General features: G+C 69.8%; 28 protein-coding genes and 1 riboswitch. Of the genes, 11 read left to right on the top strand and 17 right to left on the bottom strand.

Annotation, left to right across the window (positions count from 1 at the left end):
• Positions 1 to 79 precede the first annotated feature (79 nt).
• Both JOF29_RS09010 and JOF29_RS09005 read left to right on the top strand, forming a co-directional pair.
• Complete coding sequence (locus JOF29_RS09010) at positions 80 to 1,096, top strand: LacI family DNA-binding transcriptional regulator (RefSeq protein WP_209693756.1); 1,017 nt, start codon at positions 80 to 82, stop codon at positions 1,094 to 1,096.
• A gap of 179 nt (positions 1,097 to 1,275) precedes the next feature.
• The gene (locus tag JOF29_RS09005; protein ID WP_209693755.1) at positions 1,276 to 2,436 is read left to right on the top strand and encodes a glycoside hydrolase 5 family protein; all 1,161 of its coding nucleotides are present in this window, start codon (positions 1,276 to 1,278) and stop codon (positions 2,434 to 2,436) included.
• Here JOF29_RS09005 and JOF29_RS09000 read toward each other — a convergent pair.
• Both JOF29_RS09000 and JOF29_RS08995 read right to left on the bottom strand, forming a co-directional pair.
• Positions 2,426 to 3,436, bottom strand: a complete 1,011-nt coding sequence (locus JOF29_RS09000) for a serine hydrolase domain-containing protein (protein ID WP_209693754.1) — start codon at positions 3,434 to 3,436, stop codon at positions 2,426 to 2,428. The two genes, JOF29_RS09005 and JOF29_RS09000, sit on opposite strands and share 11 nt — an antisense overlap.
• A gap of 63 nt (positions 3,437 to 3,499) precedes the next feature.
• Positions 3,500 to 4,213: a TetR/AcrR family transcriptional regulator gene (locus JOF29_RS08995; protein WP_209693753.1), complete on the bottom strand. Its 714-nt coding sequence runs from the start codon at positions 4,211 to 4,213 to the stop codon at positions 3,500 to 3,502.
• Between the two features lie 140 nt (positions 4,214 to 4,353).
• On the opposite strand from JOF29_RS08995, the gene JOF29_RS08990 reads away from it, so the two are divergent.
• The 3 genes from JOF29_RS08990 to JOF29_RS08980 all read left to right on the top strand — a co-directional run bounded on the left by JOF29_RS08990 (position 4,354) and on the right by JOF29_RS08980 (position 8,070).
• Entirely contained in the window at positions 4,354 to 4,779 is a 426-nt protein-coding gene (locus tag JOF29_RS08990; protein ID WP_209693752.1) for a DUF1707 SHOCT-like domain-containing protein, read from the top strand.
• A complete protein-coding gene (locus tag JOF29_RS08985) occupies positions 4,776 to 5,513 on the top strand; it encodes an ABC transporter ATP-binding protein (protein ID WP_209693751.1) in 738 nt (245 codons plus the stop codon). Before JOF29_RS08990 ends, JOF29_RS08985 begins: the two co-directional genes overlap by 4 nt.
• A gap of 61 nt (positions 5,514 to 5,574) precedes the next feature.
• On the top strand, positions 5,575 to 8,070 hold the full coding sequence (locus tag JOF29_RS08980; protein ID WP_209693750.1) for an FtsX-like permease family protein: 2,496 nt from the start codon (positions 5,575 to 5,577) through the stop codon (positions 8,068 to 8,070).
• Positions 8,071 to 8,086: 16 nt separating this feature from the next.
• Here the strand turns inward: JOF29_RS08980 and JOF29_RS08975 are convergent, their stop codons facing one another.
• Positions 8,087 to 8,596 (bottom strand): SseB family protein, encoded by a 510-nt coding sequence (locus JOF29_RS08975; RefSeq protein WP_209693749.1) that lies wholly within the window; start codon positions 8,594 to 8,596, stop codon positions 8,087 to 8,089.
• Positions 8,597 to 8,695: 99 nt separating this feature from the next.
• Between JOF29_RS08975 and JOF29_RS08970 the strand changes: the two genes are divergently transcribed.
• Together JOF29_RS08970 and JOF29_RS08965 are read left to right on the top strand one after the other, a co-directional pair.
• Positions 8,696 to 9,196 carry a hypothetical protein gene (locus JOF29_RS08970; protein WP_209693748.1) on the top strand — a complete coding sequence of 167 codons (501 nt, stop codon included), beginning with the start codon at positions 8,696 to 8,698 and terminating at the stop codon, positions 9,194 to 9,196.
• Positions 9,183 to 9,857 carry a uridine kinase family protein gene (locus JOF29_RS08965; RefSeq protein WP_209693747.1) on the top strand — a complete coding sequence of 225 codons (675 nt, stop codon included), beginning with the start codon at positions 9,183 to 9,185 and terminating at the stop codon, positions 9,855 to 9,857. The genes JOF29_RS08970 and JOF29_RS08965 overlap by 14 nt, the downstream gene beginning before the upstream one ends.
• On the opposite strand, the gene JOF29_RS08960 is transcribed toward JOF29_RS08965, so the two are convergent.
• Positions 9,836 to 11,515, bottom strand: coding sequence for a DUF6596 domain-containing protein (locus JOF29_RS08960; protein WP_307863223.1), 1,680 nt, complete (start codon positions 11,513 to 11,515; stop codon positions 9,836 to 9,838). The genes JOF29_RS08965 and JOF29_RS08960 overlap by 22 nt on opposite strands.
• 2 nt (positions 11,516 to 11,517) lie before the next feature.
• Positions 11,518 to 11,853, bottom strand: a complete 336-nt coding sequence (locus JOF29_RS08955; RefSeq protein WP_245358256.1) for a YciI family protein — start codon at positions 11,851 to 11,853, stop codon at positions 11,518 to 11,520.
• Positions 11,854 to 12,049: 196 nt separating this feature from the next.
• Between JOF29_RS08955 and JOF29_RS08950 the strand changes: the two genes are divergently transcribed.
• A complete protein-coding gene (locus JOF29_RS08950) occupies positions 12,050 to 12,934 on the top strand; it encodes an aldose 1-epimerase family protein (RefSeq protein ID WP_209693744.1) in 885 nt (294 codons plus the stop codon).
• Here JOF29_RS08950 and JOF29_RS08945 read toward each other — a convergent pair.
• Genes JOF29_RS08945 through JOF29_RS08935 form a run of 3 tightly spaced genes read right to left on the bottom strand, consistent with a single transcriptional unit; the run spans position 12,912 to position 14,536 of the window.
• Positions 12,912 to 13,376 carry a PH domain-containing protein gene (locus tag JOF29_RS08945; RefSeq protein ID WP_209693743.1) on the bottom strand — a complete coding sequence of 155 codons (465 nt, stop codon included), beginning with the start codon at positions 13,374 to 13,376 and terminating at the stop codon, positions 12,912 to 12,914. The two genes, JOF29_RS08950 and JOF29_RS08945, sit on opposite strands and share 23 nt — an antisense overlap.
• A gap of 1 nt (position 13,377) precedes the next feature.
• The gene (gene hisG, locus JOF29_RS08940) at positions 13,378 to 14,226 is read right to left on the bottom strand and encodes an ATP phosphoribosyltransferase (RefSeq protein ID WP_209693742.1); all 849 of its coding nucleotides are present in this window, start codon (positions 14,224 to 14,226) and stop codon (positions 13,378 to 13,380) included.
• Between the two features lie 46 nt (positions 14,227 to 14,272).
• The gene (locus JOF29_RS08935) at positions 14,273 to 14,536 is read right to left on the bottom strand and encodes a phosphoribosyl-ATP diphosphatase (RefSeq protein WP_209693741.1); all 264 of its coding nucleotides are present in this window, start codon (positions 14,534 to 14,536) and stop codon (positions 14,273 to 14,275) included.
• A gap of 83 nt (positions 14,537 to 14,619) precedes the next feature.
• Here JOF29_RS08935 and JOF29_RS08930 point away from each other — a divergent pair, with 83 nt between their 5' ends.
• Entirely contained in the window at positions 14,620 to 15,636 is a 1,017-nt protein-coding gene (locus tag JOF29_RS08930) for a P1 family peptidase (protein ID WP_209693740.1), read from the top strand.
• Positions 15,637 to 15,727: 91 nt separating this feature from the next.
• Here the strand turns inward: JOF29_RS08930 and JOF29_RS08925 are convergent, their stop codons facing one another.
• Positions 15,728 to 16,366, bottom strand: coding sequence for an NAD(P)-dependent oxidoreductase (locus JOF29_RS08925; RefSeq protein WP_209693739.1), 639 nt, complete (start codon positions 16,364 to 16,366; stop codon positions 15,728 to 15,730).
• Positions 16,367 to 16,433: 67 nt separating this feature from the next.
• On the opposite strand from JOF29_RS08925, the gene JOF29_RS08920 reads away from it, so the two are divergent.
• Positions 16,434 to 16,916: a MarR family transcriptional regulator gene (locus JOF29_RS08920; protein WP_209693738.1), complete on the top strand. Its 483-nt coding sequence runs from the start codon at positions 16,434 to 16,436 to the stop codon at positions 16,914 to 16,916.
• On the opposite strand, the gene JOF29_RS08915 is transcribed toward JOF29_RS08920, so the two are convergent.
• Entirely contained in the window at positions 16,907 to 17,872 is a 966-nt protein-coding gene (locus tag JOF29_RS08915; protein ID WP_209693737.1) for a helix-turn-helix transcriptional regulator, read from the bottom strand. The genes JOF29_RS08920 and JOF29_RS08915 overlap by 10 nt on opposite strands.
• A 61-nt stretch (positions 17,873 to 17,933) precedes the next feature.
• Here JOF29_RS08915 and JOF29_RS08910 point away from each other — a divergent pair, with 61 nt between their 5' ends.
• Positions 17,934 to 18,890: a hypothetical protein gene (locus JOF29_RS08910; protein WP_209693736.1), complete on the top strand. Its 957-nt coding sequence runs from the start codon at positions 17,934 to 17,936 to the stop codon at positions 18,888 to 18,890.
• A gap of 16 nt (positions 18,891 to 18,906) precedes the next feature.
• Here the strand turns inward: JOF29_RS08910 and ribH are convergent, their stop codons facing one another.
• The 7 genes from ribH to JOF29_RS08875 form a co-directional block, all read right to left on the bottom strand.
• Positions 18,907 to 19,380: a 6,7-dimethyl-8-ribityllumazine synthase gene (ribH, locus tag JOF29_RS08905; protein ID WP_209693735.1), complete on the bottom strand. Its 474-nt coding sequence runs from the start codon at positions 19,378 to 19,380 to the stop codon at positions 18,907 to 18,909.
• A complete protein-coding gene (locus tag JOF29_RS08900; protein ID WP_209693734.1) occupies positions 19,380 to 20,618 on the bottom strand; it encodes a bifunctional 3,4-dihydroxy-2-butanone-4-phosphate synthase/GTP cyclohydrolase II in 1,239 nt (412 codons plus the stop codon). The genes ribH and JOF29_RS08900 overlap by 1 nt, the downstream gene beginning before the upstream one ends.
• Before the next feature lies 1 nt (position 20,619).
• On the bottom strand, positions 20,620 to 21,294 hold the full coding sequence (pnuC, locus tag JOF29_RS08895) for a nicotinamide riboside transporter PnuC (protein ID WP_209693733.1): 675 nt from the start codon (positions 21,292 to 21,294) through the stop codon (positions 20,620 to 20,622).
• The gene (locus tag JOF29_RS08890) at positions 21,291 to 21,920 is read right to left on the bottom strand and encodes a riboflavin synthase (RefSeq protein WP_209693732.1); all 630 of its coding nucleotides are present in this window, start codon (positions 21,918 to 21,920) and stop codon (positions 21,291 to 21,293) included. Before JOF29_RS08890 ends, pnuC begins: the two co-directional genes overlap by 4 nt.
• Positions 21,921 to 22,931: a bifunctional diaminohydroxyphosphoribosylaminopyrimidine deaminase/5-amino-6-(5-phosphoribosylamino)uracil reductase RibD gene (gene ribD, locus JOF29_RS08885; protein WP_245358252.1), complete on the bottom strand. Its 1,011-nt coding sequence runs from the start codon at positions 22,929 to 22,931 to the stop codon at positions 21,921 to 21,923.
• A gap of 216 nt (positions 22,932 to 23,147) precedes the next feature.
• Positions 23,148 to 23,278: riboswitch (FMN riboswitch) on the bottom strand.
• Positions 23,279 to 23,414: 136 nt separating this feature from the next.
• The gene (locus JOF29_RS44385) at positions 23,415 to 24,674 is read right to left on the bottom strand and encodes a serine/threonine-protein kinase (RefSeq protein WP_307863222.1); all 1,260 of its coding nucleotides are present in this window, start codon (positions 24,672 to 24,674) and stop codon (positions 23,415 to 23,417) included.
• Positions 24,675 to 24,804: 130 nt separating this feature from the next.
• Positions 24,805 to 26,868 (bottom strand): vWA domain-containing protein, encoded by a 2,064-nt coding sequence (locus JOF29_RS08875; RefSeq protein WP_209693731.1) that lies wholly within the window; start codon positions 26,866 to 26,868, stop codon positions 24,805 to 24,807.
• Between the last annotated feature and the right edge of the window lie 131 nt (positions 26,869 to 26,999).

Below are 26,999 nucleotides of genomic sequence, written 5' to 3'. Positions count from 1 at the left end.
CTGGATTTGATAAACCGGTATAGCTCCCGAACTATCCACATCGTAGAATCCGCTGTCAAGGGTGGAGAGAGGTACGACGATGGTGAGACCGACGATCGCTGACATCGCGACCAGGGCCGGGGTGTCCAAGGGCGCGGTGTCGTTCGCGCTGAACGGGCGGCCCGGAGTCAGCGACGCGACCCGGGAGCGGATCCTGAAGATCGCCGAGCAGATGAGCTGGCGGCCGCACAGTGCCGCGCGGGCGCTGGGCGCGTCCCGGGTGGACTCGGTCGGGATGGTGATCGCGCGCCCCGCCCGGACGCTGGGCGTCGAGCCGTTCTTCGCGCATCTGCTGTCCGGCGTGCAGTCCGGGCTGTCCTCGGAGTCGATCTCCCTGCAGCTGCTGATCGTCGAGGACAGCGCGGCGGAGATCGAGGTGTACCGGCGGTGGGCGTCGGAGCACCGGGTGGACGGCGTGATCCTGGTCGACCTGACCGTCAAGGACCCGCGGATCGACGAGCTCAAGGCGCTCGAGCTGCCGGCCGTGGTGATCGGTGGCCGCGGCGGCAAGGGCGCGCTGGCCTCGGTCTGGGCCGACGACCGGGACGCGATGCTGGCGATCGTCGAGTACCTGGCCGCGCTCGGCCACCGGCGGATCGCGCACGTCGCCGGTACGCCGAACTTCCAGCACACCCAGCGCCGGATCCGCGCGGTCCGGGACGCGGCACCCCGGCTCGGGCTGCTCGACGCGCCGTCGCTGACCACGGACTTCAGCGACGCGGAGGGCGCCGCGATCACCCGCAAGCTGCTCTCCCAGCCGAACCGCCCGACCGCGATCGTCTACGACAGCGACGTGATGGCGGTCGCCGGCCTCGGTGTCGCGATGGAGATGGGCGTCTCGGTGCCCGGCGAGCTGTCGATCGTCGCCTTCGACGACTCGATCCTCACCCAGCTGATGCACCCGGCGCTGACCGCGCTGTCCCGCGACACCTTCGACTTCGGCCGCCAGGCGGCGGAGGTCCTGCTCGACACGATCGCCGACCCGAGCATGGTCATCAACCGCCGCACCGCCGACCCGGTCCTCACGGTCCGCGAGTCGACCGCACCCCCGGCCTGACCCACCACCCACCTGCATCCCGGCGCCCGCACGGGTGCATTTGAGAGGTTCACCTCTCAGGATGCCCGTTCACCGCGCGCATGCGGGGGGTGAACGGGCCACCTCGGCGGTGAACCTCTCAGCCGGCCCGGGGTGGTGGCAGTTGCCCAACCGGCCTAAACCGATTTAGCATCCTCGGCATGGCTTTGCAGACCAGCACGCCCCGGTTCGGTGCGAACTACGTTCCGTCGGCGGGGTGGTTCTACAGCTGGCTCGACTACGACGGCGACGCGGTCCGGCGGGACTTCGCCGACCTGGCCGGGATGGGTCTCGACCACGTCCGGGTGTTCCCGGTCTGGCCGTGGATCCAGCCGAACCGGGCGATCATCCGCGAGCGCGCGATCGCCGACCTGCTCGACACGATCGACGCCGCCGCCGAGCACGGCCTGACGGTCGCGGTCGACCTGATCCAGGGACACCTGTCCAGCTTCGACTTCCTGCCGTCATGGGTGCTGACCTGGCACCGGAGCAGCCTGTTCGAGGACCCGACGGTCCGCGAGGGGCTCACGGCGTACGTCGACACCGTGGCGCGCGCGGTCGCGACCAAGCCGAACGTCTTCGCGATCACCCTCGGGAACGAGGTCAACAACCTCTGGCCGGACAGCTCCACCACCGCGGAGACCTCGACGGTGTGGGCGCGGGACCTGCTGGCCACGCTGAAGAAGGCCGCGCCCGACGTCCTCGCGCTGCACTCGGTCTTCGACGACGCCTGGTACCAGGGCGACCACCCGTTCCGCCCGGTCGACGCCGTCGACCTGGGCGACCTGACGACCGTGCACTCGTGGGTTTTCAACGGGGTCTCACGAGTGGACGGTCCGCTCGGGCCGGCGACGCTCACGCACGCCGACTACCTGATCGAGCTCGCCCGGTCGCTCGCGCCGGATCGGCCCGTCTGGTTGCAGGAGGTCGGCGTACCGGGTCCGGACATCCCGGTCGACCTGCAGGCCGAGTTCACCCGCCGTACGGTCTCCAGCGTGCTGACGAATCCGGCGTTGTACGGCGTGACCTGGTGGTCGTCGCACGACGTCGACCGGCGGCTGCTCGACTTCCCGGACCGTGAGTACGACCTCGGGCTGTTCACCGTCGACCACCAGCGCAAGCCGGCCGCGCAGGCGTTCGCCGAGCTGATCGCCGACGTCCGGCTGAACGGCGTACCACGGCCGGCCCCGGTGGCCACGCTGACCGCGCCGGTCGACCTCCGGACCGAACCGGACCGGCGCGCGGAAGTTGCCCCCGGCAGCGAGTTCCACCGGCAGTGGGTCTCGGCCCGGGCGGAAGGACCGGTGCGGATCAGCTCGTGAGGACCTGGCGCAGTTCCTGGTTGACGTTCGCACCGGGGGCCGGGTCGTAGTTGCCCAGGTGTACGGCGGTGTACCCGCGCTCGGGGTACCACTCGGCGCTCGTACTGACGCCCGGCGCGCCGCCGGTGTGGCCGGTGATCAGCCCGCCGTTGAGGACCGAGCTGTCCACGCCGTACCCGACGAAGCTGCCGATCAGGCCGAACGCTCCGGCGGCGAGGGCGTCGTACCGCTTGCCGGACTGGTCGGTGGGGTACGGATGCGCGAAGCGGCGGTCGGTCTTCCACTGGTCGAGCAGGGTGAAGTCGGACGACGTCATACCGGCCGGGCGGAACACGTTCGTGCGGATGTAGTCGTAGTACGAGACGCCCGCGACCTTCGCCACGATGCAGCCCAGGACGTGGAAGCCGGAGTTGCTGTACTTCGCCTCGGTGCCCGGCGCGAACGCGAGGGACTCGGTGCGGACGTAGCGCAGGATGCCGTCCATGGTCTGCTGCGGCGTCGTCCAGGTGGCCGATTCCGCCCAGTACCCGTCGAGCTGCATGTAGTCGCCCAGGCCCGAGGTGTGTGTGAGCAGGTGGTGGATCGTGACCTTGTCCCCGATCCCGGCCTTGAACCCGCTCAGGTACTTCCCGATCGGGTCGTCGAGGTTCAGCGACCTCCGCTGCGCGAGCCGGCCGATCGCGATCCCGGTGAACATCTTCGTCACCGAGGCCAGACAGAAGATCGTGTCGGGCCGGTTGCGGACTCGCCGACCCTGATCGGCGTACCCCATCGAGCGGGACACGACCGGGCGGCCGTCCTTGAGCACCAGGACAGTGCCGGAGAACGAGTCGTCGGCCTGCAGTTTGTCGAGGTACTTGTCCAGCTCGTCGGCAGCCGTCCCGCGGCCGGTCTGCTGAGCCGCGCTGGGATAGGCCCAGGCGCCGCCGGCAACGACTGCCGGTGCGACCGCCAGCCCGGACCTCCGGAGAAACGTGCGCCTGCTGCTCTGCTGTGCCAAGGGAGTGCTCCTCACGTGATCGATGACCACTGAGATCCAACTCCGCACGCTGTTTCCCCAGCGTTACTGCTTCGCGATCAGCGCCTCGATACCGTCCAGGATCCGGGCCAGCCCGAACTCCAGATCGTCGTCGAGCCCGTCCTCGTACTCCGCGTTCAGATACAGCGATGCCACCGTCGCATAGCCGCCCTCCAGGAGCCGCGGCACGAGGAAACGGCCGACCTGCTCGGCCTGCACCGGAGTGTGGTCGCCGGCACCGAGCTGCCGGGCGAGACCGGCGTAGTTGCGCGCGTACCCGTCGAGCAGCATCAGGCAGCCGAGGTTGTCGTGCTGGTTCAGCCCTGTCTCCGCGAGCGCGGCGAGCATGACCTCCATCCAGCGCAGCACGTTCGGTGTGACGGGCGCGCCACGGATCGGCACGTCGAGCAGCCAGGGGCGTTCGGCGTACAGCACGACCTGGGCATCGACCCACGCGGTCGCGGCCGGCCGCCAGCCGTCCGGCAGCTCCGGCGGCGGGCCGAGCGCCCTGTCGTGGACGAGCACGATCAGCTCTTCCTTGGAACGGACGTACCGGTACATGGCGTTCGTGGTGACGCCGAGCCGGCCCGCGATCCGCTGCAGCGAGATCGCCGCGAACCCGTACCGGTCGCCGAACTCGATGCCGGTGGCCACGATCTGCTCGATCGTCAGCGCCGGCTTCGGCCCGCGCCGCTGCACCGGCTGCACGCCCCAGGAGAGGGCGAGCCCCGGCGGCAGTTCCCCGCGGTCCTCGGTCATACCTCCCATCCTGTCGTACGCCGGACAGCTCCGAAAAGGGGTGTTAGCACCACCTCGAAACGGGTCCTGAGCACCGGGTAGGAGAAACTGTTCAACCCTTACGCTTTTTCACATCGGAACCCGCTGAAAGGACGATTCTCATGAACAACATGCTCGAAGCCCTGCTGACCCCCGACCAGGTCGCGCTCACCGACGCCGACCGGAGCGCCGCGATCGCCCGGCTGGACAGCGCCGTACGGCAGGCCGCCCTCACCCCGTCGCAGGCGAGCGACCGGCAGGACCGGGTCCTCACGGCCCGCACCCGTGGCGAGCTCCGGAACATCCTGTCCGGCGTCGCGAACGCCGCCCCGCCGCGCGGGCTGACGGTGGCGCTGCAGGCCTTCACCGGTGTCTGGCTGGTCGCCTGCGTGGTCCAGTTCGTGGTCTGGCTGGCGCTGGCGGTCTTCGGTCACTTCGACGGGCCGTGGTGGCTCTGGTCGGACCTCGGCCTCGGTGCGATCGTGGCGATCCTGTGGTGGACCAACGAGTCGTACCACCGCAAGAGCGATGTGCTGGTGGCGTCGTGAGTACGCCTGTCCAGCTCACCGACGTTCGTAAGGTGTACGGCACCGGGCTTGGCGCGGTCGACGCGCTGGCCGGTGTGACGTGCGGGTTCGCTGCCGGAACGTTCACCGCGGTGATGGGCCCGTCGGGGTCCGGCAAGAGCACGTTGCTGCACTGCGCGGCCGGGCTCGACACGCCGACGGCGGGCGAGGTGCAGTTGGCAGGTCAGTCGTTGCAGGGGCTCGACGAGACCGCGTTGACGGAGTTGCGGCGGGAGCAGGTCGCGTTCGTCTTCCAGTCGTTCAACCTGATGCCGGCGTTGACCGTGCGTCAGAACGTCGTACTTCCGATGACGCTGGCCGGGAAGCAGCCGGACGACGCGTGGGTGACCGAGGTGATCCGGCGCGTCGGCCTCGGCGAACGCGTCCGGCACCGCCCGAGCGAACTGTCCGGCGGGCAGCAGCAACGCGTCGCGATCGCCCGGGCGCTGGCCGGGCACACCGCGATCACGTTCGCCGACGAGCCGACCGGTGCCCTGGACACGAGTACTGCGCTCGAGGTCCTGACGCTGCTGCGTGACCAGTCCCGCCAGCTCGGTCAGACGATCGTGATGGTCACCCACGACCCGGTCGCCGCGTCGTACGCCGATCGCGTCGTGTTCCTCGTCGACGGGCGGATCGCCTCCGAGTCCACCGCTCCCACGCCGGAAACCGTCGCCACCGAACTGGCCCACCTCAGCTCCACCCGCAGCCACTGACCGCCTCACCCGGTACTTCCGCCTCCGGGCCATGTCCTACTTCCTGAGGGAGATCTGACTCATGTTCCGCCTCGCCGTCACCACCCTGCGGTACCGGACCGCCGCGTTCCTCGCGATCTTCGTCGCGGTCCTGCTCGGCGGGGCGCTGCTCAGCGCCGCCGGCGGCCTGCTCGAAACCGGCCTCCGCCTGAACGCCCCACCCCAACGCCTCGCCGCGGCCCCGATCGTCGTCACCGGCGACCCGGCCTACCACCCACCGGACGGCAGCGGCTCAGCCGCCCTCCCGGAACGCCACCGCCTGGACCTCGCCCTCATCACCAAACTCCTGAACACCCCGGGTGTGGAAAAGGCAGTCCCCGACCGATCCTTCCCAGCAGTCCTCACGCCCGGCGCGGGTTCCGTCGGCGCTGGCAGCGCGCCTGACGCGGGTGTGCTTGCTGGGCATGGCTGGGGGTCTGCGGGCTTGACGCCGTACGGGTTGATCGCCGGGCGTGCCCCCCGTAGTGGGCAGGTTGTGCTTGATCAGCGGTTGGCGGGCGGGGTCCGGCCGGGTGAGCGTGTGACGATCACCGTCGGGGGCGAGCCGCGGACGTACGTGCTTGCGGGGGTTGCGGTTGCCCAGCATCAGGTTGACGTGCCGGCGGTGTTCTTCGCCGACGCCGACGTGCCGGCGGGAGTGGACGCGATCGGCGTGTTCCCGGCGGGCGGTACGTCGGTGCGCGACCTCGCCAAGCGGCTCGACCTGCCGGCCGGTGTGAAGGCGTACACCGGCGACGAGCGTGGCGTCGCGGAGTTCTCCGGGATCGCGACCAGTCTCCCGCTGATCATCATGTCCGGCGTGTTCGGCGGCATGGTGGCCGTGGTGATGGCGCTCGTCGTCTCCGCCACGATCGGCCTGTCGGTCCGTCAGCGCCGCCGCGAACTCGCCCTCCTCCGCGCCAGCGGCGCCACCCCGCGCCAGGTCGCCAAGATGGTGATCGCCGAGACCATGGTGGTCGGCGTCCTCGGCCTCGTCCTCGGCCTGCTCTGCGGCCGGATCGCCGGCACCTGGATCTTCGGCATGCTGGCCGACGGCGGCGTCGTCCCGCCGCAACTCCGCTTCGACCAGGGCCCGCTCCCGTTCGCCGGCGCCGCCGTACTGACGTTCGCCGTACTCCGCGTCACCATCGGAATCGCCGCCGCCCGGGCCGCCCGGATCCGCCCGATCCAGGCGCTCGCCGAGGCCGCCGTACCGAACGTCGCCCTCGGCCGGGTCCGGATGATCATCGGCCTGGTCTTCGCCGGTGCGACGGTGGCGATCGCGCTCTCCACCCCGTTCATGGGTCCCGCCAACGCTGCGGCGATCGGCGGCCCGGCCGGGCTGACCGGTTCGATCGCGGTCGCCGTACTCGCCCCGCTCGTGATCCGGCGGGCCCTGATCCCCCGGATCACCCGCCTGGTCGAGAAGCGCGGTACCAGCGGCATCCTCGCGGTGATCAACCTCCGGGTCCGCGCGGTGCAGTTCGGCGCGATCCTGGTACCGATCACGATCGCCACGGCGATTGCCGTCGGCAACATCTACTCGCAGACCACGCAGCAGCAGGCGGCCGTCGACGCGTTCACCAAGAACCTGGCCGGCGACATCGTGATCAGCTCCACCGCGGGCGGCATCCCCGCATCCTTGACCGACGCCGCCCGGACGATGCCGGGCGTCACCACGGTCTCGGAACTGGTCCGCAGCAAGGGCTGGATCGAGGAGCCGTACGACAAGTCGCACACCAGCGACGCCTGGCCCCTGCTCGGCCTGAGCGGCCCGGTCTACAAGGGCAAGGTGACGAAGGGTTCGCTCGACGACCTGACCGGCGACACGGTCGCGATCCCGCCCGGTACGGCGAAGAAGCTGAAGGTCGACGTCGGCTCGGAGCTCGGCGTACGGCTGGGTGACGACGCGCTGGTCAAGCTCAAGGTGGTCGCGCTGGCCGAAGGACCGTCCGGGTACGAGTCCCTGCTACTGCCCGCCCAGCTCCTCGCCGCCCACACGACGACCGGCCTCCCCAGCCAGCTGGTGCTGAAGACGGACAACAAGAAGGCCGTGCTCAAGACCGACCTGTCCAAATGGCCCGGTACGTCGATCGGCGAACGGAGCGTGCTCGCCGACGGACTGGACACCGGGCTCGGCGTGGACGCCTGGATCGGCTACCTGCTCGCCGCGATCGCGGTCGCGTACACAGCGATCGCCTCGATCAACACGATCGCTGTCGCGGTACTCGACCGGCGGCGGGAGTTCGGGCTGCAGCGGCTGACCGGGTCGACGCGGCGCGAGGTCTCCCGGATGCTCGTCCTGGAGGGGCTGCTGATCGCGGCGCTCGGGCTGGTCGCGGGACTGGTCACGGCGGCGTTCACGGTGTTCCCGATCGCGATCGCGACGCGCGGCTGGCCGATCCCGTCCGGTCCGGTGTGGATCCTGCTCGCGTGGGTCGCCGTCGTACTGCTGCTGGTGCTGCCGACGACCGCGATCACCGGCCGGATCGCGATGCGCGCCAAGCCGATGGACGCGCTCTCCTCCGCCGTCGGCTGACCCTCTTCCGGCCGGCTCAGCTGCCGGAGGGGTCTGAGCCGGCCGGTTCGACCCACGCGTAGCCGCCGTCTTCCAGGCGAACCACCTGGAGGCCGGCGGCCAGGCGCCGTACGTCGTCGGTCTCGATCACGCCCGCCGCCGGGCCGGCGATGTCCAGGACGATCGCGGCCGCGCCCTCCTGGATCGCGGCGGTAGCCACCAGCTTGGTCTGGGCCGGCATCGGGCGCGCGTCCGGGCTCCAGCGAGCCAGGCTCTCGGAACCGCTGAACGCGAGCAACGCGTTCCGCCCGTCCTGCCCCTGCAGCAGCGCGACCGCCATGTCGGACGTCTTGTCGTGCGCGAGCCCGTTCTCGTCGTACTCGAGCTCGCCGAGCATCGCCACGACCGGCACCAGCAGCCGGGCCTGGGTGAGCGCCGCGAGCACCGCGCCGTCGTCCCCCGCGGCCAGCGCCGTCGCCAACGCCGGATCCGCTGACCCGTCGTCGTTGTCGAACCCCGTGAAGGCCAGCCGCCGCTCTGGTTGCATACCTGCATTCTCCAACCCGGATCTCCGGAGAACTGTTTCAGGGGTAGGTCAGGGCCTTTCCCCTCTTGGTTCGCGGGCCAACTGTGCGAGCCTGGACATGTGCCTACTTACGACGCTTCGACGCTACTGCCGCTCTGCGCAGGCTTGACGCTGCTCGGACTGATCGGTTCGTGGTTCGCCTGGCGGCGCCGCGGGGTCGCGGCAGGGACGCGCGGGGTGGCCTGGTCGCTGCTACCGGTGTCCCTGTACATGACCGGTCTGCTCAAGGTGCTCTGGGAAGTAGTGCGTTCGGTCGTGAGCTGGGCCGCCCACCTGATCTTCTCACCGACCGTCTGGGCCGGGGTCGCGCTGTTCGGCGTCTCGGTCGTGCTGTACGTCGTGTCCGGCGTCGCCCGCGGCCGGACCCCGAAGGAGAAGGCACCCAAGAAACCCGCCTCGCCCGCGGGAGAGCTGACACCGACGGGACCCGCGCCCGCTTCAGCCACTACCACACAAGCTGCTGCGCGCTCAAAGGGGCCGTCAAAGGGGAAGGCGAAGCAGCAGGAATCGTCGGAGTTCGACGAGATCGAGGACATCCTGAAGCGCCATGGAATCAACTGACAAGGCCTTTGACCACGGCCCGAAGCCCCTGACCATCGACTCGCTGCTGGACAACGTCCAGGCCGGCTCCCCGCACCTGGGCCGGACCCGGCTGATCGGCATCGACGGACCGGCCGGCTCCGGCAAGACCACCGTCGCCGCCCGCCTCGAGGCCCGCGCGAAGCTGCGCGACCTGAACACGTACGTGATCCACATGGACGACCTGTACGACGGCTGGACCGGGGCCGAGCGTGGATTCGCGCTGCTCCGCGACCACGTCCTGCAACGGCTGGCCGACGGCCGCGAGGGACGCTACCGCCGGTACGACTGGTACAAGGGCGCGTACGACGAGCTGCACGTCGTACCGAGCACCGTGGACCTGCTGATCGTCGAAGGGGTCACGGCCTGCGACCGGGACGCCGGGCACTGGCAGTCGCTGCGGCTCTGGGTCGAGACGTCCAACCAGGTCCGCCTGGACCGCGGGATCGAACGCGACGGCGAGGCGCTCCGCGACCACTGGCTGGAGTGGATGCGCTGGGAGCGCGACCACTTCGCCGAGCAGGCGACCCGGTCCCGTGCGCACGTGATCGTCGACGGTAACCCGTCGACACCGTTCGACCCGGCCCTGGAGCTGGCCACGACGTCGGTGGCGCTACCCCTTCACGACTCCGCCGCGTCCTGAAGCCCGTCCCAGGACCATTGGACGACTGCCTGGCCGTCGTCGACGTCCTCCGCGCGGTGCCGGTACATGGTGTTGAAGGTGGCCCAGGCGAAGTAGTCGTGCAGGACCTGGCGGACCCGCGGGTCGGTCAGGCCGGCGTTCGTCATCGCCTGGTCGAAGCAGTCGATGCCGAGCCGGTTCATCTCGTCGTGCTCGCCGTTCCCGGAGTGCAACCGCTGGACGAACGCCTCGGTCTCGTACTTCGTGGTGTACGCCGGCGGTCCGCCCAGCGCCTCACCCCAGTACGACGCCAGCCGTTCGACGTGATCGGGCTTCGCTCCGTCGTGGAACGCGTGGCTGACGACCGGATCGGCCATCACCAGCTCGTGCCACGCGGCCGCCAGCCGCTCCAGTCCTTCGGACCCACCCGCGGCCTCGTAAACGGTTTCCATGTCGGCAGTCTGCCCCAACTCGGCGAGCTGGTCACGGGCGTGCGCGCGCTCCGGTTCGGATCCCGCGAGCGCCAGGGCGTCCTCGTACGCGGTGATTGCCGCGGGCAAACGGCCGAGCCGGCGCAGCAGGTCGGCGCGCGCGACGGCGTACGGGTGGTAGTCCTGCAGCCGCGGTTCGGCGCCCAGCTCGTCCAGGAGCGCGAGCCCTGCCTGGGGGCCGTCGCGGAACGCGATCGCGGCGGCCCGGTTGAGCGCCACCACCGGTGACGGGTCGAGCTCCAGGAGTACGTCGTACAGCTGGACGATCTGGGGCCAGTCGGTGCTCGCGAAGTCGGGGGACTCGTCGTGGACGGCGTGGATCGCGGCCTGTACGGCGTACGGTCCGGCCGGGCCGCCGGTGAGCGCGGTGACGACCAGGGCGCGGCCTTCGGCGATGAGGTCCTGGTCCCAGCGGCTGCGGTCCTGGTGCTCGAGCAGGACGATCGCGCCGTGCGGTCCGCTGCGGGCGTCGCGGCGGGCGTGGATCAGCAGCATCAGCGCGAGCAGACCGGTCGCCTCGCGGGCGTCCGGGAGCAGGCGGTGCAGGATGCGGGCCAGGCGGATCGCTTCCTCGGCGAGGTCCAGGCGTTGCAGGTACGGCCCGGAGCTGGCGGCGTACCCCTCGGTGAAGACCGAGTAGATCACCTGCAGTACGCCGGGCAGGCGCTCCGGCAGCTCGTCCGGACCGGGGACGCGGAACGGGATCCTTGCCTCCCGGATCTTCTTCTTCGCACGGACGATCCGTTTCGCCATCGTCGCGGTCGGCACGAGGAACGCCCGCGCCACCTCCGGCGTGGTCAGCCCGGCCAGACAGCGGAGGGTCAGCGCGCCGCGGTCCTCGGGCGCCAGCGCCGGGTGCGCGCAGGTGAAGAACAGCTGCAACCGCTCGTCGGGCAGCTCGTCACCGCCGGCCTGCGGCGCGGGGCGGTCCGCCTCCACCTGCAGGATCGCGAGTTTGGCGGCGTACACCTGGTCGCGCCGCAGCCGGTCGACCGCCTTCCGCCGGGCGGTCGTCATCAGCCAGCCGCCCGGGTTCGGCGGTACGCCGTCCACCGGCCAGCGGGTGAGCGCCGTCTCGATCGCCTCGGACGTCACCTCCTCGGCCAGGTCGAGGTCGCCGAACCGCCGGGCGAGCGCGGCCAGCAACCGGCCGCGCTCCTCCCGGAAGACCGCGTCGACCTGGTCCACCGTCAGAACTCCGCGACCGGCCGCACCACGACGGAGCCACCGCCCCGCGACCCCGGGCACTTCGCGGCCCAGCCGAGCGCGACGTCCAGATCCGGTACGTCGATCACGTAGAACCCGCCGAGCACCTCCCGGGTCTCGGCGAAGGGCCCGTCGACCACGGTCCGCTTACCGTCGTTCGCGACCTGGATGCGGGTCGCGGTGACCAGGTCGGCCAGCGACTCGGACGCGACCACCACACCCGCGTCCTGGATCTCCTTGTCGAACCGCATCCAGTCCTCCGGCTCGCACCCGACCGGCGCGTTCTGCGGGTCGAGCTCACCGGCGTTGATCAGCAGCATGTACTTCACGTCGTACCTCCTGGGTGGCTGTCTACATCATCACCACGAACGGGTGCGTCCCCGATGGACATGCTGTACCGAAGAACGGGCAGTGGTCGGCCGGCGGCGTCCGCCGCACGCCTGACTGGCGCCGGCCGGGCCGCCGAGGGGTGACCACTGCCCGTTCTTCGGTACGCAGATGGGTGAGGATGGGGACATGAATGTCTTGCCTTCAGGTGATCAGTGGGGTCTTCGGGGCGGCGGGTACGAGGCGACCGTGGTGGGCGTCGGCGGCGGGCTGCGCGGGCTCACGTACGAGGGGCGTCCGGTGCTGCTCGGGTACGGCGAGGACGAGCCGGCGCACGCCGGGATCGGCCAGCACCTGTTCCCGTGGCCGAACCGGATCACGGACGGCGAGTACACGTTCGACGGCGTCACCCAGCACCTCCCGCTGAGCGAACCCGCCCGCCGGAATGCCATCCACGGCCTCACCCGCTGGGCCAACTGGTACCGCACCGACGACGCGTCCGACGACTCCACTGTCGAACTGGCCCACCGCCTCCACGGCGAACCCGGCTACCCGCACCAGCTGGACCTCCACCTCACCTACCACCTGACAACGCACCTGACGGTGACGGCAGCTGCTACCAACGTCGGTAGGACAGCAGCTCCGTACGGCTACGGAGCACATCCGTACCTCACCGTCGGCCGCCCCGTCGACGAATGCGTGCTGGAGTTCCGGGCGAGCGATCGCCTGGAGGTCTCCCCAGACCGCCTGACCCCACTCGGCCTGACACCCGTCGGCGGCTCGCCGTACGACTTCCACGAACCGCACCCGATCGGCGCCACCGTCATCGACAACGCCTTCACCGGCCTCGGCGGCCAATGGTCCGTCGCCCTGACCGACCCGGAAACGGGCGCCCGCTCGATCCTCACCAGCGACACCAAGTGGATGCAGCTGTTCACCGGCGAACCGGTAGGCCGCACCGCCCTGGCAGTCGAACCGATGACCTGCCCGCCGGACGCGTTCCGCACCGGCCAGGATCTGATCGTCCTGCAGCCGGGCGAATCCCACAGGACTACTTTTCAGGTATCGGTCTAGCCCCGGCGCCGTGTTCGCGGGCGACCGCCGCCAGCTCCTTGGCGGCACGGGTCGCCCGCGCCCCCTCGGAGGCCTGGATGGCGAGGATCCCGATCCGGTTGTCGTCGGCATCGAACAGCTGCAGCCACGCGTCCCCCGGCCGGAACCGCAGCGCGGTCACCTCGGACCACTTCAGCGTGTACGACCTGAACACGTTCCGCACCCGCACCCGGTCGGCGTACGCCGTCACCCGCAGCGTGGACATCCGGTACAGGATCCACAGCACCGCGCCGAAGAACGCCAGCAACGTGATCCGCTGGAACCAGTCGAACGTCGCCCGGTCCTCCGGCGACAGCCGGAACCAGATCACGCCGAACACGGCGATCAGGCACAGCCCCATCCCCGCGGACATCCCGGAGACGATCCACGGATGGAACGTCAGCAGCCGGCCCCGGGCAGCCATCTCAGATCCTGCAGGCGTGGATGTCGGTGGTGAGGATCGCCCGCGCACCGACCTCCCAGAGCTGGTCCATCAGCCGCTGCGCCTCGGCCCGCTGCACCATCACCCGGACGGCGACCCAGCCCTGCCGGTGCAGCGGCGAGACGGTCGGCGACTCCAGCCCCGGCGCCACCGCGGTGGCCGCGTCCACGTCCTCGGCGCGGATGTCGTAGTCCATCATCACGTAGTTCCGCGCGATCAGGACGCCTTCGAGCCGGCGGACCAGCTGCTGCAGGCCGTTCGGCGGGGTGTCCACACCGTGCCGCTTGATCAGTACGGCCTCGGACTGCAGGATCGGCTCCCCGAACACCTCGAGCCCGGCCTGGCGCAGCGTCGTACCGGTCTCGACGACATCCGCGATCACGTCCGCGACGCCGAGCTGGACGGCCGACTCGACGGCGCCGTCCAGGCGGACCACCGCCGCCTCGACCCCGTTCTCGGCGAGGTGGTCCTGGAGCACTCCGGCGTACGACGTGGCGATCCGCTTGCCGGCCAGGTCCTTCACGGAGTCCGCGACCCCGGGCCGGCCGGCGAACCGGAACGTCGACGAGCCGAACCCGAGGCCCATGATCACGTCCGCGTCCGCGTGCGAGTCGAGCACCAGGTCGCGGCCGGAGATCCCGACGTCGAGGGTGCCCTCACCGACGTACACCGCGATGTCGCGGGGGCGCAGGTAGTAGAACTCGACCTCGTTGGCCGAGTCGGTGAGGGTGAGGTCCTTGGTACTCCGGCGCTGCTTGTAGCCGGCTTCGGCCAGGATCCCGGTGGCGGCTTCGCTCAGCGAGCCCTTGTTCGGTACTGCGACGCGCAGCATGGCACTGCCCTTTCGGATGAGATGAACCGGTGATCTGTGCGTACTCCTACAGATGTCGGTACACGTCGTCGAGGTCCAGGCCGAGCGCATGCATCATCACCTGGGCGTGGTACAGCAGCTGCGACAGCTCCTCCGCAGCCCGCTCCTTGCCCTCGTACTCGGCGGCCATCCAGGACTCGGCGGCCTCTTCGACCAGCTTCTTGCCGATCGCGTGCACGCCGGCATCCAGCGCCGCCACGGTCCCGGAACCCTCCGGCCGCGTCCGCGCCTTCTCACCCAGCTCGGCGAACAGCTCGTCAAAAGTCTTCATCGCGCGCCCAAGCCTACGGGGCGCGTTCAGGGGATCGATCCCCAGGTCCGGTGGGCGGACCGGATCTGGGCGACGATAGCCGTATGCAGAGTCCTCGGAGAGTTCGCGAGCTGGGCGTGGTCGTCGGCACCTTGCCGACCGGGTCGCTGAACGCGATCACCGACGTACCCGGGGTGCGCGTCGGCCAGACCACGATCACCGGTGACGGGCTGAACACCGGGGTCACCGCGATCGTGCCGGACGGCTGGGAGGCGACGCTTCCGGCGGCGGTTGCTGTTGGCAACGGATACGGCAAGCTGATCGGAACCACGCAGGTGGACGAGCTCGGCGTCATCGAGACGCCGATCCTGCTGACCGGGACGCTCAGCACGTTCCGGGTCGCGGACGCCTTCCTGACCTGGCTCCTCGACCGCGACCCGCGGGCCACCAGCCTCAACCCGATCGTCGGCGAGACCAACGACGGCCACCTCTCCGACATCCGCCGCCGCCCCATCACCCCGGCCCACGTCCACGCCGCCCTCGACACCGCCTCCCCCGCCCTCCCCACAGAAGGCTGCGCAGGCGCCGGCACCGGAACCGCCGCCCTAGGCTTCAAAGCCGGCATCGGCACCGCCTCCCGAGTCCTCCCCACCCCCGCACCACCGTCCGCTCGGGCCGCGTCCGCCGCACCTCCCGCCGGCGGCGCCGGCGGGTACACGGTTGGTGCGTTGGTGCAGGCGAACTTCTCCGGGGTGCTGACCGTGCTCGGGCGACCGATCCCCGCCGAGCCGATCGAGGCCGACGGCAACTCGTGCATGATCGTGGTGGCGACCGACCTGCCCCTCGACTCCCGGCAACTGGGCCGGCTCGCGCGGCGCGCGATCTTCGCGATGGCCCGCGTCGGCTCCGACTACGCCCCCGGCAGCGGCGACTACGCCATCGCCTTCACCACCAGCCGTACGCCGTCCGTCGCCGACCGCGACCTCCGTACCCCGTTCCAAGCCGTCACCGAATCAGTCGAAGAAGCCCTCCTCAACTCCCTGACCATGGCCCGAACCACCACCGGCTTCCGCCACACCGTCCGCGCCGTCCCGCACGACCGGATCGAGCGGAGTGTGTGAACCGCCACGCCGGCAAAAGTCGGCTGTCGCGCTCGCGCGCACGCTCAGCCGCCACGGCCGCGACGGGTTTTGCATGCCTGGGGATCCACGATCAGTAGGCGACGCCGACCGGCCGGCGGATCGTCGTCGGGTCGGCGAGGGACTTGAGCATCAGGTCGGCCACGTCGGCGCGGGAGATCAGGTACCCGTGGGTGACAGTCCCACCGACCTCGGTCCGGTAACGCCCGGTCAACGCCTTGTTGCTGAGCTTCGGCGGCCGCACGATCGTCCACTCCGCGGCACTGCTCATGATGTCCGCCTCCATCACCCGCAGGTCGGCGTACACGTCGGCCGCGAACGCGTTGATCATCGGGTACACCACGCGCCGGTTCAGGAAGCTCTCGTCCGCCGGCACCGGTCCGAGCGGCGCCGCGCTGACCGCGACGAACCGCCGTACGCCGACCGCATCCATCGCCGCCAGGATCGACTTCGTGCTGCGGGACGCCACCGGCCCGACCTTCCGCCCGCGGGCGCCGACGCCCGAGATCACCGCGGTACTCCCGTCGATCGCCTCGCGCAGCGGCTCCACCACGTCCAGCCCGGGCACCCTGACAACCTCCAGCGACGGGTGCTCCAGCTCGTACGCCGACGACGTACGCACCACGGCCGTCACCTTCTCGCCCGCCTCCAGCGCCTGCCGTACGACGTGACCGCCGATCCCGCCCGTCGCACCGAACACCGTGATCCGCATCCGAAACGCCTCCTCTGCGCTACCGTAATTCTGATCTGCAACTCGTATAGTACGGAAATCATAATATATGGAACAGACAGAACAAGGTGACGTACGGCACCGCCGGCGAACCGGGAACGAGATCAAGGCCGCGCTCCGCGACCTACGGATCCAGCTCGCGCTGCTGAACCACCAGATCGGCGGCAAGCTGGCGCTCAAGGACGTCGACCTCGACTGCCTCGACGTACTCGCGCGCAACGGACCGCTCACCCCGAGCGCGCTCGCCCGCCAGGCGGGCCTGCACCCGGCCACGCTGACCGGGATCCTCGACCGGCTCGAACGCGGCGGCTGGATCGCCCGCGACCGCGCCCGGGCGGACCGGCGGAGCGTGACGATCAGGGTGCTGCCGGACCGCAGTACGGAGGTGATCCGGCTGTACCAGCCGATGATCGGCGCGATGGACGACGTACTGGCGGACTACAGCGAGGCCGAGCTCAGGGTGATCGCGGACTTCCTGCGGCGCAGTGCGGAGGCCGGGCAGCAGGTCAACGGGGAGCTGGGTCAGGAGTAGAGGTCGTGGAGCTTCCGGCCGAGCTCTCTCAGCTCAGCCCGGAGCTCTTGCGGCTCCAGCACCTCTAGGGCGTCGCCGAAGCGGCTGAGCGTGGCTGCGGCGTTCTGGACCGACTCGATCGGGACGGTCACCACGACACTCCCGTCGGGCTCCGCTACGGCGGCCGCGACCGCCTTGACCAGTGCCGGGTACGAGACGTCGTACATCTTTCCGGCGAGCCTGGCTGACACCTTGACGACCGCGTCCGCCGTCAAGCGGGTGCGGTCGAACCCCTCCAGGTGTTCCTGCCAGTACTGCGTGAGGTTGAAGCCGTCGGCGCGTTCGAACTGCTCGTCGGTCGGCGTGAGCTCAAGGATGTTCGAGACGCGGTACGTGCGTAGTCCGCCGGGTGTAGCGGCTACGACGTACCAGCTGCCGTTCTTGAGCACCAGGCCGTACGGCTCGAGTAGGCGCTCGACCTCGCGAGGCTCTTCCCACCTGCGGTACAGCACGCGGACACGGCGGTCGTGGAGCACTGCGTCGGCGACTGCTGCGAGTTGTGGGGAGTTCTCAGCGTCCTGGTACCAAGCGGGCAGGTCCAGGTGGAAGCGGTTCTTCAAACGACCCGCCCGGTCCCGTTGGTCCGGGGCGAGCGCTGCCAGGAGCTTGAGCTCGGCGGCGCTCGTCTCGGCGGTAAGGCCCAGTGCTGCGGCGGCACCGGGCATACCGACCAGGAACAGTGCAGCTGCCTCCTGTTCGGTGAGGCCGGTCAGGCGGGTGCGGTAGCCCTCCACCAGGCGGTAACCACCTGCACGGCCCTGGTCGGCGTACACGGGGACACCCGCAGCCGCGAGAGCTTCGACGTCGCGGTAGATCGTGCGCAGCGACACCTCGAGCTCCTCAGCGAGCTCCCGCGCCGTCAACTGCCGACGCGTCTGCAACAACAACAGGATCGACAGCAGCCGGCTCGAACGCATACTCCGAGGTTAGTCCGGATCACTGCCAGCGGTTGTCAGGTATTGCTCGCAGGCTTGGCGTATGACTTGTGACAAGGTGACCGGGGACTTCGACTTCCTCAACGGGTACTTCGACGTCCGCCACCGCACGCTGAAGCAAGCCCTCGCCGGGTGCGACGAGTGGCTCGAGTACGACGGGACCACGAGCGCGCGGACGTACTTCGACGGCCAGATCAGCATCGACGAGATGCGCTTCCCGACGAAGGGCACGTACGGGCTGTCGCTCCGGCTGTTCGATCCCGTGAGCGAACAGTGGAACATCTGGTGGGTCAACAGCACCGCGATGGAGCTGTACCCGCCGGTGCACGGTGGCTGGTCGGCCGACGGCTCACGCTGCCGCCTGGTCGGCGAGGACACGCACGACGGCCGGCCGATCCTGTGCAGCTACGAATGGTCGGACATCACCGCGGAGACGGCGCACTGGGAACAGGCGTACTCCGAGGACGGCGGCGAGACCTGGGAAACCAACTGGACCATGGACTTCACCCGCCGAGCCACTCCCCCGCCCGCCCTCGACGCACCGAAGCTCACCGACGACTTCGACTTCCTCATCGGCCGGTGGTCCTTCCACAACCGCCGCCGGCGCCCGGTCCTCGGCGAGCCGTTCGAGTGGTACGAACACGACGCCACGATGCAGGCCACGACGTACTTCGACGGCGCGATCAGCTTCGACGAGGGCTGGTTCCCGAGCGAGGGCTTCCGCGGCGCAACCTTCCGCCTCTACAACCCGCAGGCGCGCACGTGGTCCATCCACTGGATCAACAGCACCCGCGGCCAACTGGAAACCCCCGTCATCGGCTCCTTCGCCAACGACGTCGGCACCTTCGAAGGCCCAGACGTCTGGGACGACCAGCCCATCGACGTCCGCTTCCTCTGGACCCCCGGCACCGACAAGGCCGCCTGGGAACAATCCTTCTCCACCGACAACGGCAAGACCTGGACAGTCAACTGGTACATGGAACACACCCGCCTGGCATAGCCCCCGCGGGTGACGGCTACCCCAGTTGACGGATGGCGGACAGGGTTGAGAGGGCGGCTTGGGTTGCTTCATAGCCTTTGTCTTCGCGGCTGTCGGGGAGGCCTGCTCGGTCCAGGGCCTGGGGGTCGTTGTCGCAGGTGAGGACGCCGAAGCCGATCGGTACGCCGGTGGTCACGCCGACCTGCATCAGCCCGTCCGTCGTCGCCTGGCAGACGTACTCGAAGTGCGGGGTGTCGCCGCGGATGACCACGCCGAGTGCGACGACAGCGTCGTACCCGGCCTTGGCCGCGTGCAACGTGGCGACCGGCAGTTCGAACGAGCCGGGCACGCGGATGACGGTGTGGTCAGTCACGCCGGAGTCCTCCAGCGCGCGGAGGGCGCCGGCGAGGAGGCCGTCGGTGACCTTCGGGTGCCATTGGGCGGCGACGACCGCGACCCGGGCGCCTTCGACGCGGGGGACCTCGATGGTGGGTGCTCCACTGCCCGACATCAGCCGGCTCCGTTCTCTTCGGTCAACAGGCCATCGGGGAGGTGATGACCCATCCGATCGCGCTTCGTGCGCAGGTAGCGCAGGTTGTGTTCGGTCGGGTCGATGGAGATCCCGCGCCGCTCGACGACCTCGATGCCGTACCCCTGCACGCCCGCGAGCTTGTCGGGATTGTTGGTCAGCAACCGCACCGACTTCACGCCGAGATCGGCGAGGATCTGCGCCCCGGTCCCGTAGTCGCGCGCATCCGCCGGCAACCCGAGATCAAGGTTCGCGTCCACGGTGTCCCGCCCGGCGTCCTGCAGCTCATAGGCCTGCAGCTTGTGCAGCAGCCCGATCCCGCGTCCCTCATGCCCGCGCAGGTACACGACTACACCGCCCTCGGCGGCGACCTGCCGCATGGCCTCGTCCAGTTGCGGCCCGCAGTCGCACCGCAGCGACCCGAACACGTCGCCGGTCAGGCACTCCGAGTGCAGTCGCACCAACGTCGGCTTGTCATTCAGCGAACCTCGGACCAGTGCGAGCTGCTCCGACCCGTCCACCGTGTTGCGGTAGCCGTGCGCAACGAAGTCGCCGTACTGCGTCGGCAGCGTCGTGGTCGCGACCCGCTGGATCTGCGACTCGGTACGCCGCCGGTACCGGATCAGGTCGTCGATCGACACCAGCACCAGCCCGTGCTCGTCCGCGAACGCCCGCAGGTCCTGCCCGCGCTTCATCGTGCCGTCGTCGTTGACCAGCTCCGAGATCACCGCCGCCGGCGTCAGCCCCGCCATCCGGGCCAGGTCGATCGACGCCTCGGTGTGCCCGGGCCGCACCAGTACGCCGCCGTCGCGCCCGCGCAACGGGAACACGTGACCCGGTTGCACCAGGTCATACGGCTCCGACGCGGAATCCGTGAGTACCCGAATCGTCCGGGAACGGTCGGCCGCCGAGATACCGGTACTGATCCCGTCCCGCGCGTCGACGGAGATCGTGTACGCCGTACGCATCCGCTCGCGGTTGTGCGGCGTCATCAACGGGATCCCGAGCCGGTCCAGCTCTGCACCCTCCATCGGCACGCACACCACGCCGGAGCTGTACCGGATCAGGAACGCCAGCAGCTCCGGTGTGGCCTTGGACGCGGCGAAGATCAGGTCGCCCTCGTTCTCCCGGTCCTCGTCGTCGACCACGATCACCGGACGGCCGGCGCGGATCTCCTCGATCGCATGCTCGATCGTGTCGAGCTTCAGCACGGTTCCCATCTCAGCCCACCACCACAGCTTCGGGAGTTGCGGCCCGCTCGCGGTTCTGGATCTTCCACCACGACGCGAACCCGAGGACACAGAACAGCCCGTACACGACGTACATCGTCGCCGACGGGTAGAACTTCGCCTGCACCAGCAGCGGTACGCCGACCACGTCGACGGCCACCCAGATCATCCAGAACTCGACGAACCCGCGCGCCATCCCGTACGTCGCGAGGATCGACCCGGTGAGGATCCACGCGTCCCACTGCGGGCCCCACGAGCCGAGCGCCTTCAGCACGAAGTAGGCGATCGCGTAGATGACGACGCCGATCCCGAGCAGTTCGAGCCGCTCGCGCGTGGTCGCCCAGCGCGGCTGGACCGCCTGACCGGCACCCTTGTGACGGGTCTGGTACCACCGGTACCAGCCGTACAGGCTGATGATCGCGAAGAACACCTGACGGCCGGCCTGGCCCCAGAGGTCCTTGTCCTGCGGGGTGTCGAAGATGCCGCCGACGAACACCGTGAACAGCAGCACGTTGCCTACGATGCCGACCGGCCACGCAGCGACCAGCCGGCGCATGCCGAACAGCGCACTGGCCAGGCCGAACACGTTGCCGACGATCTCCCGGACCAGCACCGGGGAGCCGGCGATCGTGACTTGCGAGGTCAACAGCCAGTTGATCGGGTTCACTTGTTGCCTCCAGCAACAGAAGAGGGGGTGCCGCCCGCGGTCAGCAGGCGCTCGACGTACTTCGCGATCACGTCGACCTCGAGGTTCACCGTGTCGCCGACCTTGTTGGCGCCCAGCACCGTCAGCTCGAGCGTCGTCGGGATCAGGCTGACCCCGAACGTCCCACTCGCGTCGTCCACATCGGTGACCGTCAGCGACACCCCGTCGATCGCGATCGAGCCCTTCTCGGCGACGTACTTCAGGATCTCCGGCGAGGTCGCGATCCGGACGTCCTCCCAGCGGTCGCCGGGCGTCCGCGACGCGATCGTTCCGGTGCCGTCGACGTGCCCCTGCACGATGTGCCCGCCGAGCCTTTCGTGGGCGGCGACCGCCCGCTCCAGGTTGACCGGCGAGCCCTTCTCCAGGCCGCCGAGGCTGGTGCGCTGCAGCGTCTCGCGCATCACGTCCGCAGTGAAGACGCCGCCGCCGTACTCGACGACCGTCAGGCAACAGCCGTTGACCGCGATCGAGGCGCCGTGCGCGGCGTCCTCGGTCACCCGCGGGCCGCGGATCGTGAGCCGGGCGGCGTCGCCGTCGAGGTCCAGGGACTCGACCGTGCCGAGTTCTTCGATGATGCCGGTGAACATCTACTTTCCTCCCAGAGGAACCAGGGTCAGCCGGACGTCGTCGCCGAGGCGGGTGACGTCCGCTAGGTTGAACCGCCGCAGGTGGTCGATCGATTCCGCGCCGAGGTCGCCGACCGCGGCGTACCCCGAACCGAGCACGGCCGGGGCGACGTACGCGACGATCTGGTCGACCAGGCCGGCGCGCAGGAACGCGGCGGCCAGCGTCGGGCCGCCTTCGAGCCAGAGGTGCCGGATCTGCCGGTCGTCCAGCTGCCGGAGCACCTCGGCGGGATCGTGGGTCGGCAGCAGCAAGGTCTCCGCGCGGTCGTTGCGGACCCGCGCGGTCGCCGGGATCTCCCGGTCGCCGACCACCACCCGCAACGGCTGCCGCGCCGCAGGTACGTCGTTCTCGTCCCGGACCGTCAGCTCCGGGTCGTCGTCCAGCACCGTCTGGGTGCCGACGGCGATCGCGTCGCAGGCGGCCCGCTGCCGATGGACGTCCGCCCGGGCGAGCGGGCCGGTGATCCACTTGCTCGTCCGGTCCGGCGCCGCGGACCGCCCGTCGAGCGTGGTCGCGAACTTCCAGGTGACGAACGGCCGCCCGACCCGGACGCTGTGCAGCCACACCTGGTTGATCGCCTCGGCCTCAGCCCGCAGTACGCCCTCGACGACGTCGATGTTCTTGCTGCGCAGCTTGTCGGCGCCGCCGGCCGCCGTACGGTTCGGATCCGGTACGGCGTACACAACCCGCGCCACGCCCGCCTCGATCAGCGCGTCCGCGCACGGGCCGGTCCGGCCGGTGTGGTTACAGGGCTCCAGCGTCACGTACGCCGTACCGCCGCGAGCGCGGGCACCCGCCATCCGGAGCGCCTCGACCTCGGCATGCGGGCCGCCGGCAACGGCATGGAAGCCCTCGCCGACCGGATGCCCGTCGCTCGCGGTGATCACACAACCGACGACCGGGTTGGGATGCGTGCTGCCGGTGCCGCGCGCGGCCAGCTCGACGGCACGCCGCATCCAGGCGACATCCATCGGCGACACGTCGTTCACTACTCGGGCCCCTCGTCGTCACGGACGCACTCGCGGGGCCTCCGGCCGGCACGCCCACCCTGCCGCCTCGTCAGAACCTCTCGGTCCCGACGCCAGGTCCGCCACCGGACTCTCGTCCGCTGCTTCCCTCGCCGTCGCGTCCCGTGGGCCTCACAGCCCACGCTCCGCGCCGCCGGGCGCCAGAGCACACCCGCCGACCGCGTGCGCCTCCCATCCGGACTTTCACCGTCGGTCCCGGAATTCCACCAGGTCAACCGATCCTTCTTGCGAAGTCACGGGTCGCGGACTGTCACCGCCGGCTCGGAATTACACCGACCCCGGAGCACGCGAGTGGGTTTCACTCGTTCCTCAAGTATGCCCCCTCCCCCAACCCCCGCCACGACCCAGGTCACATCGTGACCACCCGGCAGATCCGTCAGCCGCAGTCTGATCACGCCCACCCCTCCGCGTCCGCCGATCTACCCGTCAGCGAATCAACAGCCAGATCGCACTCCCCAACAACCCCACCGCCCCCACCCAGCAAACCCCCGCAACCCACCAAGCCCAACTCCCCCGCCCCTGCGAAACCCCACCCCCAACCAACTCCCCACGCCCGACATCCCGCCCACCCCCACCAGCCCCCACACCCGCAGCACCCACTCCAATCCCCGCACCCGCGACACCCGCAGCAGCCTCTCCAACCCCCGCACCCGGTACACGCCCAGGACTCGCTCGAACCCCCGCCCCTGCAGCACCCGCTCCAGCCTCCGCGCCCGCCGCAAACGGCGCACCCGGGCCTGGCTGCCCAGTTGGGGCAGGCGGTGAGGGCAGGGCTGGTGAGTTGGTTCGGGTTTGGTGGGTGGTGGGGGTGTTGGTAGGGCCCGGAGATGGGGTGGCTGGTGGTTGGGGGCCAGTGGGGGTCCACGGTGATGGAAGGGGTGGGAGTTGCTCGAAGACCTCTGGGGTGTCGGGGCCATTTGCCCAGGAGGTGGGCTCGTTTGCGGTGGCGGTGGCAAGGAGTTGGGCGGCCGCCGCTGCTGAGGTGGGGCGGTCGGACGGGTCGGGCGCGGTGAGGTGGCGGATGAAGTCGGACAGCGGGCCGACGGGTTCACGCGGATTCCCGTCGGGGGCGGGGCGCTCGCCGGTCAGGAGTTCGGCGGCTACGGCTCCTACGGCGTACAGGTCCTGGCGGGGGTCGGGGTCGGCACCTGTCAGTTGTTCCGGGGCGAGGTAGCCGGGGGTTCCGAGGATCATGCTCCGGTGGGTCATCCGGGGCTCGTCGAGCAGGCCGGCGACGCCGAAGTCCGACAGCCGCAGGTGCGGTCGACCGGTGCCGGTGACGTCCAGCAGCAGGTTGGCGGGTTTCACGTCCCGGTGCACGACCCGAGCCGCGTGGACCGCGGACAGCCCGTGCAGCAGTTGATCCAGCATTATGGCGACGTACGCCGTCGGCAGCGGGCCATGGTCACCGAGCAAGGTCGCCACCGACCCGCCCCGGACCAGGTCCATCGCGAACACGACCTTGTCGTCGTCCGCGGCCCATCCGTGCGGCGCGATCACGTGCCGGTGCTCGATCCGCAGCGACTGTTCCCGGACGAACCGCAGCAGCGTCGCGGCATCGTGCTGCCCGAGGACCTTCGCGGCGACGTACGTCGACCGCCGCAGGTCCCAGGCCCGCCAGACCGAACCCATACCACCGGTCCCGATCAGATCGATCAGCTGAAACCGCCCCGCAAACGCCTCCACCGCCCAGAACCTACCGCCTCCACCAGTTCCCCCCACCAACCAGCCAACCCACCCCACCTTCGACAGGCCGAGGATGGGGTGGGCAGGCAACCAACTGACAGACCGGGCGGGCGGTCGTTGTTAGTGGTGGTTAGTTCGGGTACTGCGGACCGCCTGGGCCCTGGGGGCCGTTCGGATGGTGGGGGCCGTTTTGGTTCGGGTGCTGGGAGCCCGGCCAGGTGGCCGCGTTCGGCTGGGCGACGACCGGCTTCCGACGGAGGCGGAGGACGACGAGCGCGCCGACCAGCAGCAGGACCGCCCCACCTCCGCCCAGCCCTGCGACCAGAGCGACCGGCGTTCCGTTGTCGCCGTCCGCACGGCCCTGCACCGGCCCGCCGGCCTCGGTCTTATCGCCGGAGTCGCCCGGGTCAGCGGACTCCGTGGGCGATGCACTCGGCGTCTCGCTCGGCGTCGGGGTCACGGACTCGCCGGACACCGGCGTCGCGCCGTCGACGTACTGCGGCTTTCCGGCACCGGGCGTTCCCGGCACCCCGACAGTCAAGGTCATCGGGATCGTGAAGGCCGTGTCTTCGGCCTTCCGGGTCATCGAGACGACGATGTAGTACTCGCCGGGCGTCGAGGTGCCGGTGTCGGAGTTGTTGGCGCCGTCACGGTTCAGGTACCGGATCTCCTTGGTGGTGATGGCCTGCGTGACACCCCGCCCGGTCAGCACGCCTCGCTTGCCACCCGGGCCTCCCGGCACCTTCTTGGGGAAGACCGCGAAGGCTTCCTCGCCGGTCGGTGAGATCACAGCGGTATCCAGGTAGCGCAGACCGACGATGTTCCCGGTCGCCTTGGACAGCTGCGGCACCGTCGCCTGCGCCTGGATCCGCTGGCCCCAGTCGGCCTTGATCTTGTAGATCTGCAGCTCACCCGGCAGCAGCGTCGTCTTGTACGTCCCCGGCTGCAGCAATGGAGCGTCGGGGAAGCTGGACCCCGGAACGATCTCTCGGGGCGTTGTGACCGTCATCGCCGACCAGATCGGGTCGTCCGCCTCGGCCGGCAGGCTCTTGGTCTCCTCGACCGGTGGCTCCTCGTCGATGCGCAACTCGAACGGGACGTCCTTGATCTCCCGGAAGTCCTTGCCCGGATCGACGGTGAGCACGAGTTGCTCGGCCTCGGAGCAGGTCTTGTTCTGCTTGTCGTACTTCGACCAGCTCGACGCGGTGCCGGTGGCGAACCCCTGGTCGCCGGACTGGATCCGCGGGAAGCTGCGACCGCAGTCCTCGCCGTCGGGGGTCTTGAGCCTGAGCTCCGTCTGGATGACCAAGCTGGTCGCGCCCACCGGCCGTCGGAAGCTGAGACCTGCGCGCAGGGTCGACCCGGTCATCGTGCGCTTGATCACGTAGTGCTTCGGCTGGTCGAGCAGGTCGAACGAGTCCGAGTAGAGCCCCGGAGCGACGACCGGAGCGTCTTCCGGCGCCGCGGTGCCCGCCACCGGCGTACCGGAGATGCGGAACGGGCGGAAAGCACGCGTGGACAGCCTGCCCAGACCGGCCTCGAGGTCGATGGTGGAGTCCGCGTCGTAGTAGTCGCCTCGACCCTCCCGGGCGACGCACTGCAAGTCGGTGCGGGCCTTGCCCTGCACCCGGAACCCGATCACGTCGATCTTCAGGTCGATGCCCTGCTTGGCGATGCTCTTGGCCACCACGCAGGGATCAGGGGCGCAGGTCGACTCGCCGTCGGAGACGAGCACGATCGAGCGCTGGCCGCTCGGGCCGAGATCCTTCGCGGCCTGCTGCAGCGAGTACCCGATCGGGGTCTCGCCGAACGGCTTGTACTTGGCGATCGCCGCCTGCAGTTGCGGCCGGTTGCCCGTGCCGATCGGAACGGTCAACTGGGTGTCGGTGCAGGCGCCAGGGTCGCTGCCCTTGAACACGGTCGCACCGTAGACCCGCAGGCCGACCTGTGCACCGGCCGGAAGCTTGCTCACCACCTGGGTCAGCGCCGTACGGGCGGCGACGATCTTCGTCTTACCGTCGCCGGCCGGCTCCTTCATCGAGCCGGACGAGTCCAGCACGAGGACGAGCTTGCCGTTGTCGGGGGCAGGATCGGCCTGCGCCGTCGGCGCCGCCAGCCCGGCGAGCAGCGCGGTCAGTGTGATGGCGAGAAGCGCCAGCACCGCCGGGCGGCGGTGTCGATGGTGGGTCGTCATCGTTCCTCCAGTGGGATTCGCTGCCGCAAACTCTCTCAGTTTGCGATTGCAAATGTCAAGCCGCATCCGCACTGGAAATTGGCGTTCGCAAGTGCGAAGATCAGCTTTGCAGGTGCCGACAGAAGGGCCGG

The organism is Kribbella aluminosa, from assembly GCF_017876295.1.
In the GTDB taxonomy this organism is placed as follows: domain Bacteria; phylum Actinomycetota; class Actinomycetes; order Propionibacteriales; family Kribbellaceae; genus Kribbella; species Kribbella aluminosa.
Note: the sequence above shows the minus strand (reverse complement) of the source record. Positions and strands in the feature narration are given on the sequence as shown.

What these genes read in the sequence shown, in the direction of transcription:
- JOF29_RS08915 (WP_209693737.1), bottom strand. Translation starts at nt 17,872, where the DNA reads ATGCGTTCGAGCCGGCTGCTGTCGATCCTGTTGTTGTTGCAGACGCGT.
- JOF29_RS08930 (WP_209693740.1), top strand. Translation starts at nt 14,620, where the DNA reads ATGCAGAGTCCTCGGAGAGTTCGCGAGCTGGGCGTGGTCGTCGGCACC.
- JOF29_RS08920 (WP_209693738.1), top strand. Translation starts at nt 16,434, where the DNA reads ATGGAACAGACAGAACAAGGTGACGTACGGCACCGCCGGCGAACCGGG.
- JOF29_RS08925 (WP_209693739.1), bottom strand. Translation starts at nt 16,366, where the DNA reads ATGCGGATCACGGTGTTCGGTGCGACGGGCGGGATCGGCGGTCACGTC.
- hisG (WP_209693742.1), bottom strand. Translation starts at nt 14,226, where the DNA reads ATGCTGCGCGTCGCAGTACCGAACAAGGGCTCGCTGAGCGAAGCCGCC.
- JOF29_RS08980 (WP_209693750.1), top strand. Translation starts at nt 5,575, where the DNA reads ATGTTCCGCCTCGCCGTCACCACCCTGCGGTACCGGACCGCCGCGTTC.
- JOF29_RS09010 (WP_209693756.1), top strand. Translation starts at nt 80, where the DNA reads ATGGTGAGACCGACGATCGCTGACATCGCGACCAGGGCCGGGGTGTCC.
- JOF29_RS08950 (WP_209693744.1), top strand. Translation starts at nt 12,050, where the DNA reads ATGAATGTCTTGCCTTCAGGTGATCAGTGGGGTCTTCGGGGCGGCGGG.
- JOF29_RS08945 (WP_209693743.1), bottom strand. Translation starts at nt 13,376, where the DNA reads ATGGCTGCCCGGGGCCGGCTGCTGACGTTCCATCCGTGGATCGTCTCC.
- JOF29_RS08990 (WP_209693752.1), top strand. Translation starts at nt 4,354, where the DNA reads ATGAACAACATGCTCGAAGCCCTGCTGACCCCCGACCAGGTCGCGCTC.
- JOF29_RS08910 (WP_209693736.1), top strand. Translation starts at nt 17,934, where the DNA reads ATGACTTGTGACAAGGTGACCGGGGACTTCGACTTCCTCAACGGGTAC.
- JOF29_RS08935 (WP_209693741.1), bottom strand. Translation starts at nt 14,536, where the DNA reads ATGAAGACTTTTGACGAGCTGTTCGCCGAGCTGGGTGAGAAGGCGCGG.
- ribD (WP_245358252.1), bottom strand. Translation starts at nt 22,931, where the DNA reads ATGGATGTCGCCTGGATGCGGCGTGCCGTCGAGCTGGCCGCGCGCGGC.
- JOF29_RS08890 (WP_209693732.1), bottom strand. Translation starts at nt 21,920, where the DNA reads ATGTTCACCGGCATCATCGAAGAACTCGGCACGGTCGAGTCCCTGGAC.
- JOF29_RS08995 (WP_209693753.1), bottom strand. Translation starts at nt 4,213, where the DNA reads ATGACCGAGGACCGCGGGGAACTGCCGCCGGGGCTCGCCCTCTCCTGG.
- JOF29_RS09005 (WP_209693755.1), top strand. Translation starts at nt 1,276, where the DNA reads ATGGCTTTGCAGACCAGCACGCCCCGGTTCGGTGCGAACTACGTTCCG.
- JOF29_RS08975 (WP_209693749.1), bottom strand. Translation starts at nt 8,596, where the DNA reads ATGCAACCAGAGCGGCGGCTGGCCTTCACGGGGTTCGACAACGACGAC.
- JOF29_RS08900 (WP_209693734.1), bottom strand. Translation starts at nt 20,618, where the DNA reads ATGGGAACCGTGCTGAAGCTCGACACGATCGAGCATGCGATCGAGGAG.
- JOF29_RS08965 (WP_209693747.1), top strand. Translation starts at nt 9,183, where the DNA reads ATGGAATCAACTGACAAGGCCTTTGACCACGGCCCGAAGCCCCTGACC.
- JOF29_RS08875 (WP_209693731.1), bottom strand. Translation starts at nt 26,868, where the DNA reads ATGACGACCCACCATCGACACCGCCGCCCGGCGGTGCTGGCGCTTCTC.
- ribH (WP_209693735.1), bottom strand. Translation starts at nt 19,380, where the DNA reads ATGTCGGGCAGTGGAGCACCCACCATCGAGGTCCCCCGCGTCGAAGGC.
- JOF29_RS08955 (WP_245358256.1), bottom strand. Translation starts at nt 11,853, where the DNA reads ATGCTGCTGATCAACGCCGGTGAGCTCGACCCGCAGAACGCGCCGGTC.